The sequence below is a fragment of the Aeromonas sp. s3 genome, assembly GCF_040907805.1.
Lineage (GTDB): Bacteria > Pseudomonadota > Gammaproteobacteria > Enterobacterales > Aeromonadaceae > Aeromonas > Aeromonas dhakensis.
The window spans coordinates 101,846-115,624 of sequence record NZ_JBFOCQ010000034.1; the positions used below are offsets into that span (position 1 = coordinate 101,846).

The window sequence follows — 13,779 nt, forward strand, 5'->3', positions numbered from 1 at the left end:
TCAACCCATGAAACGGGACCATGGCAGCCAGCCCTCCGGCCTGCTCAAGTACGCGGCCATCGGCGGCTTGCTGTTCCTGCACTTTCCGATCCTGTTCATCTTCCTCTACGCCTTCACCAGCGAGAGCAAGAGCTACCAGTTCCCGCCCCCCGGGCTCACCCTCAAGTGGTTCGAGGTGACCCTCAACCGCCCCGACGTGTGGCGCGCCATCCAGCTGTCGCTGGAGGTGGCCGGGCTCGCTACCCTGGTGGCCATGGTGCTCGGCACCCTGGCGGCGGGGGCCATCGCCCGCAGCCGTTTCTTCGGCCAGGAGGTGGTGTCACTCTTGCTGGTGCTGCCCATCGCCCTGCCCGGCATCGTCACCGGTATCGCGCTGCGCTCCGCCTATGGAGTGATGGAGATACCCTTCAGCTTCTGGACCATCGTCATCGGCCACGCCACCTTCTGCGTGGTGGTGGTCTACAACAACGCCCTGGCGCGCTTTCGCCGCACCAACCAGAGCCTTATCGAGGCGTCGATGGATCTCGGTGCCGACGGCTTCCAGACTCTGCGCTACGTGATCCTGCCCAACCTCGCCACCGCCCTGCTGGCGGGGGGCATGCTGGCGTTTGCGCTGAGCTTTGACGAGGTGATTGTCACCACTTTCACCGCCGGCCAGCAGACCACGCTGCCGATCTGGATGTATCAGGAGCTGATCCGGCCACGGGACAGGCCGGTCACCAACGTGGTGGCGCTCATCATAGTGGCCTTCACCACCATTCCCATTCTGCTTGCCTACTACCTCACCCGCGACAGCCAGGACGTCGCCGGCAGTGGCAAATAACGACTCAACGCGTGCGCAAGGATGCAACCATGAAACTCTCTACCCAACTCTTGATCGACGGTCAGTTCGTCACCGGTGACGGCCAGGCCGAGCCCATCCTCAACCCCGCTACCGGGGAGCTTCTCGCCTCGGTGCCCGAAGCCTCGTTCGAGCAGGTGAACCGGGCGGTGAACGGCGCCCAACGCGCCTTCGCCCAGTGGAGCCGCACCACGCCAGCCCAGCGCAGTACCCTGCTGCTGCGCCTGGCCGATGCCATCGAGCGCCATGCCGAGGAGTTTGCGGCGCTGGAATCCCTCAACTGCGGCAAGCCCTATCTGGCGGTGCTGAACGACGAGCTGCCGGCGGTGGTGGACTGCTTCCGCTTCTTCGCCGGTGCCGCCCGCTGCCTGCAGGGGCCGCTCGCCGGGGAGTATATCGAGGGGCACACCAGCATGATCCGCCGCGACCCCATCGGCGTGGTGGGCAGTATCGCCCCCTGGAACTACCCCCTGATGATGGCGGCCTGGAAGATGGCCCCGGTGCTCGCCGCCGGCAATACGGTGGTGCTCAAGCCCTCCGAGCAGACCCCGCTCACCGCCCTGCGCCTGGCGGAGCTCGCCAGCGAGCTCTTCCCGCGCGGCGTCATCAACATCGTCTGCGGCCGGGGCGAGAGCGTGGGGGCGCCGCTGGTAGAACACCCGCTGGTACGCATGGTGTCGCTCACCGGTGACATCGCCACCGGCCAGAAGATCCTGCAGAGCGCCGCCCGCACCATGAAGCGCACCCACCTGGAGCTGGGGGGCAAGGCGCCGGTCATCATCTTCGACGATGCGGATCTCGAGGCCGTGGTGGCGGGCATCCGCACCTTCGGCTTCTACAATGCCGGCCAGGATTGCACCGCCGCCTGCCGCATCTATGCCCAGGGCAAGATCTACGACAAGTTCGTCGCCGCCATGACGGATGCGGTCGCCTCCATCAAGGTGGGCGGTCCACGCGAGGAGGGGGTGGAGATGGGGCCGCTCATCTCGGATCGGCAACGCAACCGGGTGGCCAGCTTCGTGGAGCGGGCCCAGAGCAGCGGTCACGTGGAGGTGACGGCGGGTGGCAAGATCCGTCCAGGCAACGGCTTCTTCTTCGAGCCGACCCTGATCGCCCATGCCCGTCAGGAGGATGAAATTGTGCGCCGGGAGGTGTTCGGCCCCGTGGTGTCGGTGACCCGCTTCAGCGACGCCGAGCAGGTGGTGCAGTGGGCCAACGACTCGGACTACGGCCTCGCCAGCTCGGTCTGGACCAAGGATCTGAGCCTTGCCAGCAAGGTGGCCAGCCACCTGCAGTACGGCTGCACCTGGATCAACACCCACTTCATGCTCACCTCCGAGATGCCCCACGGCGGCATGAAGATGTCCGGCTACGGCAAGGATCTCTCCCTCTACGCGCTGGAGGACTACACGGTGCCGCGGCATATCATGGTGAAGTTGTAGAGGCGTATCAGGAGGCGCTCGACCAAGCGCCTGGCCTGTGGCAAGCACGAGCCCTCCCTGGCCGGGAGGGCTCATTCGTCTTAGAAATACACCGGGTAAGGAAGATGCGGCTGCGCCGCATAAGGTAATGGGGGCACGGTATTGGCTCCCCTGGCCCTCGCCGAGGCGAGGGGCGCGGCCAACCACCGAGACGCCCCCCGGTTGGGGATTGTCCCTCCCCTTATCCCAGGCCCCATAATGGCCGCTCATTGGAGGAGGCCTGCATGTTTATCCTTGAGACCGAGCGCCTGAGGCTGCGCGATATGCGCCTCGACGACGAGGCGGCCTTCGTGGCCATCACCCAGGACGAGCGCTATCAGCGCTTCTACAGCGAGGAGGATGGCCGGGCGCAGAAGTACCGGGAGCTGACCCGACTGTTTGTCGAGCAGGCTGGCGAGCGCCCCCGGCGCGCCTATCAGCTGGCGATCGAGCATAAGGCGACGAATGCCCTGATCGGCACAGTCTGCCTGCGTCTGGAGAGCGATCAGCAGGCCTCGATGGGGTGCGGCATGGCGCGCCACCGCCAGGGACGCGGACTGATGCAGGAGGCGGCCTCGGCCCTGGCGGGCTTTGGGTTTGCATCGCTCGGGGTGCACCGCATCTATGCCGAGACCCTGTCCCGGAACCGGGCAGCCATACGGCTCTGCTCCTCGCTCGGGATGCGCCAGGAGGCGCACTTTCGCGAGCATCGCTACTTCAAGGGGCAGTGGTGGGACACTGTGGTGTTTGCCCTGCTGCGAAGCGAATGGTCCCATCAGGGCTGCGCGGCGCCCACAGAGCCGGCCACTTGCGGCTCACCCCATCCCCCAACCGGGCCGACTGATGAGTCGGCCTGACCCCCACAGCAATGACCCACACAGGAAGATGATATGTTGAGCAACCGACACTTTGACTTTCACGCGTTGAGGTCATCAGCGAGCCGACCAGTGCGCTGGCTGCTGTGGTCCAGCCTTGTGATGCTCTGCTGCCTCGCAGGCGAGGCCCAGAGCCAGCCACAGATAGACACCAATCCGACAGGCTACGCCCTGCTCTATACAGGCCCCATCTCGGACCCGGACAGCAACGAGGCGATCGCCGCCGTGGTCAAACAGGCCGGGCTCCCCGTGGTTTATCTCGACAACCTGAGCGATCTCCCGGCCAAGCTGGCGGGCGCCCGTCTGTTTATCATCGGCGGCACCGAAGATGACGTAGAGCCCCTGGTTCATCGGTTCACCCCTGCCATCACCGGGTCACTCAAACGCTATCTGAGTCAAGGCGGGCGCTATCTGGGGATCTGCGGCGGTGCCTTTGTCGCTTCTCTGGGTTGGGCCGACGAGGGCAATTATGTGAAGGCGCTCGGTTTGGTGCCGTCCGAGTCTGAAGACTACGACGGTGACTTCTCTCCCAAGATCCATGAGATTCGCTGGCTCGGCGAGGTACGCCGCATGTACTACCAGGCCGGCCCTACCTTCGTCCTGCAGCCAGGTACCGAACCGGTGCGTGAGCTTGCCTACTTCGACGATGGCCGGCTCGCCGCCTTAATCGGCGCCTATGGTAAAGGAAAAGTGGCCGTCTCCGGGCCCCATCCGGAAGCCCCCGACAGCTGGAAAGCCGAAGCACAAGATGGCGATACCATGGATACAAACATCCCGCTGGCCGTGCAGCTGGTGCAGGAACTCCTCTCCGATCGCCCCGTCCTTACACCTCGCTAGCGCCGGCATCAGTTCGCCAGATCCCAGGGACACACCTTGGCCAGCCCCTCCTTGCCACTGCTGGCCAGCGCCTGCTGCACCATCCGCTTGTAGCGATTCTTGATGTGCGCAGGCAGGGCCGGCACCAGCAGGCGTTCGTCAAATTCAGGCAGGGCCTGCGGCGGCAACACGGCCTGCTCCTCCGGGGTCAGCGGGGGACGGGCCGATCCATTGCTGCCGGAAACCGTCGGCGTGCCCATCAACATGCGGCTCTGCAGGGGTTTGCTCAACAGGAAATCGATCAGCAGGTAGGCCGCCTTGAGCCTGGCCGGATCATCCCCGACATCCCGCGCAATCGAGAGGGCATCAAGGGCATAGATGGCCCCCTCCCTTACCATGGCGATGCGCCACTGCTGACCGTTTTGCCGATTGCACTCCACCAGCTCCAGCCCCCAGGTGGTGGCCAGGCGCTGATGGCGCAGATCCTCGCACCGATTGGCCTGATTGAACCAGAAGCCCCGGCTCGCCTTGAGCCGCCGGGTCAGTTGCCCTTCCACTTCATTTTGCAATGGGCTATCGGCCAGCATTTCACCGCTGGCAAAGAGAGCGGGTGACTTGCCAAGGGAGAGCAGTACGGAGAAGAGCAAGGGCTCAAACTGATCGCAGAAAACCGCAAATTGCCCCTGCCGCGTCGGCTCTGCCAACGCCTGCCAGCTGGTGGGCGGGGTGCTTTCCTGCTTGCTGTCGTAAGCCAGGCTGAACATGGCATAGGAGAAAGGCACTGAATAGTTGCGCTCCCCCAACTTGTCATACTCGGTATTCTTGAGGGCCGGTCTCATCTCCTGGTAATGGTGCAAGCGGCCAAAGTCGATGGGCAGCAGCAGCTTGAAGAGGGGTTGATGATGCGCCTTGTAGAAGTAGCTGGTCGGCATCACCACATCGGCACTGCGGGTGCGCAGAGCACGATAGACGCTGTCAAAATCGGTGAGCAGCGGTTCGATCCGGGTCACCGTCGCCTCCACCCCCTCGCGCTTGGCGTACTCGGCAAATTGCTGTTCATATCCGGCGGGCAGATACCCCCACTCCAGCAGCCTGAGCTGTACCGGGGCAGCCAGGGCCGATCCCATACAACAGCAGGCCAACAAGACGAGACTACGCATGATCACTACTCCCACAACTGGTTCTTCAGGGAGTATAGGCTTCTGTGGAACGGGAAAACGGCAGGCGGCAGGCTGCTGTTAGCGGATAGATGTCACCAAGCAGCCCCGCGCAATGCATTGAACCGGCAGAGGGTACGCAACCGACGGAATGGTCGGGCAGGGAAATCAAAGGCGGTCTATAGGAAGAGAGGATCTGTCACGCTTCGCGGCGCGAGAGTGTGGCGCAAGAGTGCGCTGCGAACTGGCCGCGCCGAGGATCTGCCGTATGGCGATCGACGGCCGGCTTGCACCTTTGAGCTCGGTAGCCAGAGCTGGGGCATATTCTTGCCAACGACGACAGGGAGGCCCCGGCCTCCCTGTCTGTCTCGCATGGGTGTCCGGTTGCCCGGGATCCCTTAGCGCTGACGCCCGCTGCCGATACCGAACGGAATGCGGTAGTCGCTGCTCTGCTCACCCAGGCTCACGGTCAGGTTGCCCTGGGTGCGGCTCGGGATCTGCACCTGCTGGCTGCCCATCAGGTTGGCGTGCACGGAGGCAACCACATCGCCAGACTCGTCACGCACTTCCAGCATGGGGTTGGCCTTGCCTTCGACGGCAGCGGTGGCGTGCCAGTTCACAAACAGCACACCCGGGGCGGCGTTGAAATCAGCCGGAACGGAAGCCTGGGCAAAACCTGCGGTCATCAGGCCTGCAACGGCCAGCATCTTGATTACGTTTTTCATGTTCATTCACTCTCTTGGTTTCTATGTCATTGCCTGGGCCGACGGCCCCGAATCAATGCATCCATGCAAGAGGTTATTCAAATAGTGTGTAGTTCTTTCACCAACATCAGACCTCCTATTTGAAGGTCTCACAGCCTTGAACGACCAGTTATTTGGCCGCTTGGCGTTCCTGCCTAAGCGTTGAGTGAATATTAAACATCCAGGCTCGCCATTGTTAGCGAGATAAACTGGCCTAGATGTTCAAAAAATCTGAAGTGGCTGTACATCCCGGGTTCAGCCAATGACGGACAAGAAAAAGGGCAGGATAACCTGCCCTTGATGTTGGAAAGTGCGCGCTGGCCGGTACCACTAGCCACCAGCCAGCTCTGCTGCCGTCATGGGCCGCAGCACCTTGCAGGGGTTGCCGGCCGCCACCACGCCCGTCGGCACATCCTTGGTCACCACGGAGCCCGCGCCGATCACGCTGTTGTCCCCTATGGTGACGCCGGGGCAGATGACGACGCTGCCACCGATCCAGACGTTGTGGCCGATCCGCACCGGCTTGCCGAACTCCACCCCCTTGATGCGCGGCGCCACCGCCACCGGGTGAGCGGCCGTGTAGATCTGCACACCGGGCGCCAGCAGCACGTTGTCGCCGATGTGCACCTCGCACACGTCGAGGATGGTGCAGCCCACGTTGGCGTAGAAGTTCTCGCCCACGAAGATGTTGGCCCCGTAGTCGCAAAAGAAGGGTGGGTTGATGGCGCACTCCTTGCCGCGGCCGCCCAGCAGTTCATGGAGCAGAGCATCGCGCGCCGGTTTCTCCTGCCAGCTGGTGTTGAAGGTGTGATAGAGCCTGCGGCAGCGCTCGCGCGCCGCTTTGAGCTCGGGGTTGCCCGCATCATAGGGCTCCCCCGCCACCATCTTCTGCCACTCGGGGCCACGCACCAGCTGCGGCGCCGGGAAGCCCGGCTGGGTCGTTGTCGTTGCGTCAGTCATCTATTCCACCAACCAGATCAGGGATTCATAAGGGCGCAGCATACAGGATTGCGGCCGGGCCGGGCTATCTGGGTAGTTGCCAAGCAGCAGGCGCCCCTTGCCGGTGGCCAGCTCCTTCGGCAGTGCGAAGCTGATCGGCTCGCCGTAGAAGTTGCTCACCACCAGCAGGGTCTGACCGTCGGTGCGGCGGGCATAGGCCCAGATCTGCGAATGCCCCGCCAGCAGCTCCTGATAATCCCCCTGAGTGAAGATGGGATGGGCCTTGCGCAGGCGGATCAGATCCCGGTAGTGCCAGAACACCGAGTCGGTGTCGGCCAGCGCCGCCTCGGCATTGATCACCGGGTAGTTGCCGGCGGGCTTGAGCCAGGGGGTGCCGGTCGTGAAACCGGCGTTTGCCGCAGCGCTCCACTGCATGGGCGTGCGCGAGTTGTCACGGGACTTGGCGCCGAGAATGGCCAGGATCTCGGCCTCGCTCATCCCTTCGGCCTGCTTGATGGCGAAGATGTTGCGGCTCTCCACGTCCTGATAGTCATCGATGCACTGATAGCCGGGGTTGGTCATGCCGATCTCCTCCCCCTGATAGATGTAGGGGGTGCCCTGCAAGCCGTGCAGTGTGCTGGCCAGCATCTTGGCCGCTACCACCCTATGTTCGCCCTCGTCACCGAAGCGGGAGACGATGCGCGGCTGGTCGTGGTTGCACCAGAACAGGGCCGACCACCCCTTGCCGTGCATGCCGCTCTGCCAGTGGTTGAAGATGCGCTTGAGTTCGAGGAAATCGAACGGCGCTTTGGTCCACTTGTCGCCATTGGGGTAGTCCACCTTCAGATGGTGGAAGTTGAACACCATGGAGAGCTCGGAGCCATCCAGCGCGCCATAGCGCTGGCAGTGCTCCAGGCTGGTGGAGGACATCTCCCCCACCGTCATGGCGCCCACCGGGGCGAACACGTCGCGGCTCACGTCCTGCAAAAATTCGTGGATGCGCGGCCCGTCGGTGTAGAAGCGGCGGCCATCGCCACTGTCGTCGCTCGGGAAGCGCTGATCCTTGGAGATGAGGTTGATGACGTCGAGGCGGAAACCGTCCACCCCCTTATTCGCCCAGAAGTGGATGATGTTTTTGACCTCGGCGCGCACGGCCGGGTTCTCCCAGTTGAGATCCGCCTGCTCGCGGGCAAAAAGATGCAGGTAATACTGGCCGGTGGCCTTATCCAGCTCCCAGGCGCTGCCGCCAAACTTGGATTGCCAGTTGTTGGGCACACCACCCTCCACCGGGTCTTTCCAGATGTAGTAGTCGCGGTAGGGGCTGTTCTTGTCCCCCAGCGCCGACTTGAACCAGGCGTGCTCGGTGGAGGTGTGGTTGACCACGATGTCCATCACGATCCGAATGTCGCGCGCGTGGGCGGCGGCCAGCAGCGCCTCGAAGTCGGCCATGGTGCCGTAGGCGGGATCAATATTCAGGTAGTCGGCGATGTCGTAGCCGTTGTCCACCTGCGGCGAGACGTAAACCGGGGTCAGCCAGAGGGCGTCGACGCCGAGGGTCTTGAGATAGTCGAGGCGGGCCATGATCCCCTTGAGATCGCCAGTGCCGCGCGCGCCACTGTCCTGAAAGCTCTTGGGGTAGATCTGGTAAATCACGGCGCTCTGCCACCAGGGTGTTTGGCTCATGGGTCTTGCTCTTGTCTCGAATGAAAAAGGGAGAGGGCGACCCCTGTAGGTCGCCCTGATGCGTGGAGTCAGGCGCTGGCCTGAGCCAGCTTGCCGGCCGCCTGCTGGCGCTGGTAAACCAGCAGAGTCAGCACGATAGGCACTACGATGGCCACCAGCATGGCGACGGCATAGACGGCCCAGTATTGCGGCTGGATGGAGAGGATGCCCGGCAGGCCCCCTACCCCGATGCCGTTGGCCATCACTCCGGCGAAGCCGCAGATGAGGGCCGCAAGGCTCGAGCCCACCATGGCGCACAGCATGGGGAACTTGTACTTGAGGTTGATGCCGTACATGGCCGGCTCGGTCACCCCCAGGTAGGCGGAGATGGCGGCAGGCACCGAGATCTCCCGCTCGTTCTCCTTGCGGCTGATCAGGATGATGCCGACCACCGCAGATGCCTGGGCGATGTTGGAAAGGGCGATCAGCGGCCAGATCGGGGTGCCCCCCATGCTCTGCATCAGCTGCAGATCCACCGCGTTGGTGGTGTGGTGGATACCGGTGATGACCAGCGGCGCGTAGAGGAAGCCGAACAGGGCGGCACCGATGGGGGCAAACGAGCCGGTCATGGCGGCCTTGGCGGCAAAGCCGACGCCGTCACCCAGCCAGCGACCGAACGGGCCGATAAAGGCGTGGGCCACGATCACCGCCAGCAGCAGGGAGATGAAGGGCACGATCACCAGGTAGAGATAGGCCGGGATGATGCGCTTCAAGTTGGTCTCCACCCAGGCGAGGAAGACACCCGCCAGCAGGGCCGGGATGACCTGCGCCTGATAACCCACCTTCTGGATGACGAACAGACCGAAGTCCCACACCTCGGGAGTCTGCTGGCCGATGCCGTAGGCGTTCATCAGCTGGGGCGACACCAGCGTGATACCGAGCACGATACCCAGGATCTCGGAACCGCCCATCTTCTTCACCGCCGACCAGCAGACGCCCACCGGCAGGAAGTGGAAGATGGCCTCACCCAGCAGCCAGAGGAAGGCGTGCACCTGAGCCCAGAACTTGCTGATCTCGGTGAGGGTGTGGGTGCCATCGTCGAACATCTTGATGTCGCCGATGACGTTGCGAAAGCCCAGGATCAGACCGCCGGTGATGATGGCCGGCAGCAGCGGCACGAAGATCTCCGCCAGGTGGGAGATGCCCCGCTCCAGCGGATTCATGTTCTGGCGCGCCGCCTGCTTGGCGGCCTCCTTGCTGCCGCCGCTGACGCCGATCTCTTCGGTCAGCGCCTTGTACCACTGCTCCACCTCGTTGCCGATGACCACCTGGAACTGGCCGCCCTGGGTGAAGCTTCCCTTCACCGCCGGTATGGTCTCGATGGCCTTGCTGTCGGCCTTGGCCGGATCGTTGAGGACGAAGCGCAACCGGGTCAGGCAGTGGCTGACGGTTGCGATGTTCTCCTTGCCACCGATCTTGTCGATGAGCGTGGCCAGATGTTGTGCGTTGATCTTGGACATGAGCCTTCCCTCTGTGACTCCATTGATATTGGTCTGCGTCGCCCTTTTGGGCCAGTCTGTGGGCCAGAGCGTTTTTGGTATCGTTCCCATTTAGCATGCCGCCAATTGGTCACGATCAAAATGGGAACGTTCCCAATTCGTGGTCGAGGTCACAAAAAGCGCATTTTTTGTGCGGCGCTAGGTGATGGAGTTCACAAAGAGCGGCAGGGAGCTATGGTCGCCAGCGGGCGCGGATCCTGCTCGATCTGGCCGAGCAGCTGGCGCGCGGCCTGCTCCCCCGCCCCCTTGTAGCCGAGATCCAGGCTGAGGGCGTTGGGGAAGAGAAAGGTGAGCATGGGGTTGTTGCCAAGGCCGGTCACCAGCACCTCGCTGCGCCCCTGCTCCTGCAGGTACTTGGCGGCGCCGATGGCCAGAGTATCGCTGGCGCAGACCAGGGCGCCCGTGGTCGGGGTGAGCAGTTCCCCCGCCAGCCGGTAGCCGCTCTGCAGACTGAGATCGCCGAGGGCGCTGCGCGCCGTCAGCCCCTGTTCGGCGCAGTAGCCGAGGTAGGCATCGAGTCGGCGCTGGCCGGTGGTGAGGTCGGCAGTGTCCACCCCCAGGTAGGCAATCTCGCGAATGCCGCGGTTAGCGAGCTGGTCCAGCATGGTGCGCACCGCACCGGCATCGTCGAAACAGACCGAGGAGAAACCGGGATGGTCGCGGGCCACCAGCACCAGCTTTTCCCTGAGCGGCGCCATGGCGGCATAGTCGAGATCGTTGAAGGCGAACAAAATGATGCCATCCACCCCGCGCCGCTCCAGCACCGCCAGATGCTCCTGCACCTTGGCGGGGGAGAACTTGCTCTCCATCAGCACGGCGTCGTAGCCGCGCCGGTAGAGGGTCTCCAGCATGCCGCGCACCGCCTGGTTTTCCGAGCTGGAGTCGAGCCGCGAGACGATGATCCCCACCACCTGCTGGCTCTGGCTGCGCATGGCCCGCGCCGACTTGCTCGGCACGAAGCCGTGCTCGGCGATGATCTGCTCCACCCGCTCGCGGGTCGCCTGCTTCACCTTGGGATCCTGGTTGAGCACCCGGGAGACGGTCGACTTGCCGACACCACTGAGTCGGGCGATATCGAGGATGGTCAGTTTTTTGTCCATGAAGTGGCTCACAGGGGCTCGGCGGTGGAATTGCCCACATTGTTGTGATTAACCCCTGTGAATACAAGCCCATGGCGTTAGAATGCCCTTTTGGCGCCGGCGCATGCCGTGCCACCCGCCATCGCACAGGACGCGCATCATGGATCTGTTGGCCAGTCTGCACTTCTCCCTCTCCATCACGGGCCCCATCTGCGTGGTGCTGCTGCTCGGCATCTGGCTCAAGCAGCTGGGCCTGCTGCCGGACAGCTTCGTCGAGTCCGCTTCCCGCCTGGTGTTCCAGGTCACCCTGCCGGCGCTCCTGTTTCTCAGCATGGTGCGCACCGATTTCTCCACCATGCCGAGCCCCTGGCTCATCGTCTACGGCCTGCTCGGCACCCTCACCGGCTTTCTGGTGCTGGAGCTGCTGGCGGCCCGCTTCATCCCCGAGCGGCGCCAGCGCGGCATCTTCGTGCAAGGGAGCTTTCGCGGCAACATGGGGATCATGGGGCTGGCCTATGTGCAGAACGCCTACGGCGCCGAAGGGATAGGCGCCGCCGCCCTGCTGGTGGGCTCGGTCACCGTGCTCTACAACGTGCTTGCGGTGATCACCCTGACCCGCAGCCTGGGGGGCAGCAAGGGGATCAAGCCGATCCTCAGGGGGATCGCCAAAAACCCGTTGATCATCGCCATCCTGGCGGCCCTGCCGTTCGGCCTGCTCGGCATCGAGCTGCCCCAGCTGGTGATCACCACCGGCAACTACTTCGCCAACATGACCCTGCCGCTGGCACTGCTCTGTACCGGTGCCAGCCTCAACCTCAAGGCCTTGCGCGGCGGCGCCCTGCTGACCGGCTGGGCCACCGCCAACCGGCTGCTGTGCATCCCCGTGCTGCTGGTGATGGGGGCCTGGGCGCTGGGTTTCAGCCCGCAGGCCCTCGGCATCCTGTTTCTCATCAGCTCCACCCCCACCGCCGCCGCCAGCTATGTGATGACCCGCGCCATGGGGGGCGACAGCGCCCTGGCGGCCAACATCATCGCCACCACCACGCTGGGCTCACTCGTCACCACCAGCCTGGGGGCCACCCTGATGAACTACCTGGGGCTGATGGGCTAGCCAGCAGCAAACCTGCTGGCCCTCACCCCTTCATCACCCCCTTGACCTTGCCGCGGGCGGCAGCTTTACGCTGACTCTCAATCAACAGAGGAGATATCCCATGACCATCGAACTCACCGTCTCCGGCATGTCCTGCGGTGGCTGCGCCGCCAGCCTGCAAAAAGCCCTGCTGGCCCAACCCGCCGTCAGCAGCGCCAGCGTCGACTTTGCCAGCAGCAAGGCCGTCATCGAGAGCGAGCTGAGCAAGGACGAGCTGATCGCCCTGATCGAAACCAAAGGCTTCTCGGCGAGTTAAATTATCTCCATATAGGTATAAAACAGGTTAAAATTCTGTACCCAGCTGTTTTTTGGTGAGAGTCATCACAAACCCCTGCAACAGAAAGCGCAAACTTGCTGCAATTTTTATCACCCAGAAGGAATTGCAGCATGACTCTCCCGATCCGCAAGACCCTGCTCGCCGCCGTCCTCGGCCTGACCCTCTCCCCGATGGCCATGGCCCTGCCCAACGTCCATATCCTGGCCACCGGCGGCACCATTGCCGGGGCGGGGCAGTCCGCTACCCAGTCCAACTACGAGGCCGGCAAGGTGGCCATCGAGACGCTGATCGCCGCCGTGCCCGAGATGAAGAACGTGGCCGACGTGCAGGGTGAGCAGGTGGTCAAGATCGGCTCCCAGGACATGAACGACGAGGTGTGGTTGAAGCTCGCCAAGCGGGTCAACGAGCTGCTGGCCAGGGATGACGTGGACGGCATCGTCATCACCCACGGCACCGACACCATGGAAGAGACCGCCTACTTCCTCAATCTGACCGTCAAGAGCGACAAGCCGGTGGTACTTGTCGGCGCCATGCGCCCCTCCACCGCCATGAGCGCCGACGGCCCGATGAACCTCTACAACGCCGTGGTGACCGCTTCCGACCCCGCCTCCAAGGGGCGTGGCGTCATGGTGGCGATGAACGACACCGTGCTCGATGCCCGCGACGTCACCAAGACCAACACCACAGGGGTGCAGACCTTCGCCTCCCCCAACTTCGGCCCGCTCGGCTACATCCACAACGGCAAGATCGACTATCAGCGCAGCCCGGCCCGTCTGCACACCAGCAAGACCCCGTTTGACGTGAGCAAGCTCGACAAGCTGCCCCAGGTCGGCATCGTCTACAGCTACGCCAACGCCTCGGATCTGCCGGCCAAGGCCCTGGTGGATGCCAAGTTCGACGGCATCGTCAGCGCCGGGGTGGGCAACGGCAACCTCTACCACACCCTGTTCGACACCCTGGCCAAGGCGAGCAAGGACGGCATCCGCGTAGTGCGCTCCGCCCGCGTGCCGACCGGCTCCACTACCCTGGATGCCGAGATCGATGACGCCAAGTACGGCTTCGTCGCCGCCGAGACCCTAAACCCGCAGAAGGCGCGGGTGCTGCTGATGCTTGCCCTGACCCAGAGCAAGGATCCGGCCCAGATCCAGCGCTGGTTCCAGCAGTTCTGATCTCCCTGCCGGCCTCGGCCGGCAGAGGGAATGAATAAAAAAGGGCGGGATA

General features: G+C 63.6%; 13 protein-coding genes. 7 read left to right on the top strand and 6 right to left on the bottom strand.

Going from position 1 to position 13,779, the window contains the following annotated elements; genetic code table 11:
- The first annotated feature begins 7 nt into the window (after positions 1–7).
- From AB5Y98_RS21240 to AB5Y98_RS21255, 4 genes are all read left to right on the top strand, one after another.
- Complete coding sequence (locus AB5Y98_RS21240; RefSeq protein WP_201972125.1) at positions 8–823, top strand: ABC transporter permease; 816 nt, start codon at positions 8–10, stop codon at positions 821–823.
- Between the two features lie 29 nt (positions 824–852).
- Complete coding sequence (locus tag AB5Y98_RS21245) at positions 853–2,283, top strand: gamma-aminobutyraldehyde dehydrogenase (RefSeq protein WP_274181691.1); 1,431 nt, start codon at positions 853–855, stop codon at positions 2,281–2,283.
- A 263-nt stretch (positions 2,284–2,546) separates the two neighbouring features.
- The gene (locus tag AB5Y98_RS21250) at positions 2,547–3,158 is read left to right on the top strand and encodes a GNAT family N-acetyltransferase (RefSeq protein ID WP_368232877.1); all 612 of its coding nucleotides are present in this window, start codon (positions 2,547–2,549) and stop codon (positions 3,156–3,158) included.
- 90 nt (positions 3,159–3,248) lie between these two features.
- Positions 3,249–4,013, top strand: a complete 765-nt coding sequence (locus tag AB5Y98_RS21255; protein WP_368232879.1) for a hypothetical protein — start codon at positions 3,249–3,251, stop codon at positions 4,011–4,013.
- A gap of 8 nt (positions 4,014–4,021) precedes the next feature.
- Here the strand turns inward: AB5Y98_RS21255 and AB5Y98_RS21260 are convergent, their stop codons facing one another.
- The 6 genes from AB5Y98_RS21260 to treR all read right to left on the bottom strand — a co-directional run bounded on the left by AB5Y98_RS21260 (position 4,022) and on the right by treR (position 11,152).
- Positions 4,022–5,119, bottom strand: a complete 1,098-nt coding sequence (locus AB5Y98_RS21260; protein WP_368232961.1) for a spermidine/putrescine ABC transporter substrate-binding protein — start codon at positions 5,117–5,119, stop codon at positions 4,022–4,024.
- Positions 5,120–5,547: 428 nt separating this feature from the next.
- Entirely contained in the window at positions 5,548–5,880 is a 333-nt protein-coding gene (locus tag AB5Y98_RS21265) for a hypothetical protein (RefSeq protein ID WP_010635997.1), read from the bottom strand.
- Between the two features lie 342 nt (positions 5,881–6,222).
- The gene (locus AB5Y98_RS21270) at positions 6,223–6,852 is read right to left on the bottom strand and encodes a sugar O-acetyltransferase (protein WP_368232880.1); all 630 of its coding nucleotides are present in this window, start codon (positions 6,850–6,852) and stop codon (positions 6,223–6,225) included.
- On the bottom strand, positions 6,853–8,514 hold the full coding sequence (gene treC, locus AB5Y98_RS21275) for an alpha,alpha-phosphotrehalase (RefSeq protein WP_368232882.1): 1,662 nt from the start codon (positions 8,512–8,514) through the stop codon (positions 6,853–6,855).
- A 68-nt stretch (positions 8,515–8,582) separates the two neighbouring features.
- On the bottom strand, positions 8,583–10,013 hold the full coding sequence (treB, locus tag AB5Y98_RS21280) for a PTS trehalose transporter subunit IIBC (RefSeq protein ID WP_324044415.1): 1,431 nt from the start codon (positions 10,011–10,013) through the stop codon (positions 8,583–8,585).
- 191 nt (positions 10,014–10,204) lie between these two features.
- Complete coding sequence (gene treR / locus AB5Y98_RS21285) at positions 10,205–11,152, bottom strand: trehalose operon repressor TreR (RefSeq protein ID WP_368232884.1); 948 nt, start codon at positions 11,150–11,152, stop codon at positions 10,205–10,207.
- A 139-nt stretch (positions 11,153–11,291) separates the two neighbouring features.
- On the opposite strand from treR, the gene AB5Y98_RS21290 reads away from it, so the two are divergent.
- The 3 genes from AB5Y98_RS21290 to ansB all read left to right on the top strand — a co-directional run bounded on the left by AB5Y98_RS21290 (position 11,292) and on the right by ansB (position 13,727).
- Complete coding sequence (locus tag AB5Y98_RS21290; protein WP_010635992.1) at positions 11,292–12,242, top strand: AEC family transporter; 951 nt, start codon at positions 11,292–11,294, stop codon at positions 12,240–12,242.
- Between the two features lie 100 nt (positions 12,243–12,342).
- The gene (locus AB5Y98_RS21295; RefSeq protein WP_019840677.1) at positions 12,343–12,537 is read left to right on the top strand and encodes a heavy-metal-associated domain-containing protein; all 195 of its coding nucleotides are present in this window, start codon (positions 12,343–12,345) and stop codon (positions 12,535–12,537) included.
- 131 nt (positions 12,538–12,668) lie between these two features.
- Positions 12,669–13,727: an L-asparaginase 2 gene (gene ansB, locus AB5Y98_RS21300; RefSeq protein WP_126880594.1), complete on the top strand. Its 1,059-nt coding sequence runs from the start codon at positions 12,669–12,671 to the stop codon at positions 13,725–13,727.
- Positions 13,728–13,779 lie beyond the last annotated feature (52 nt).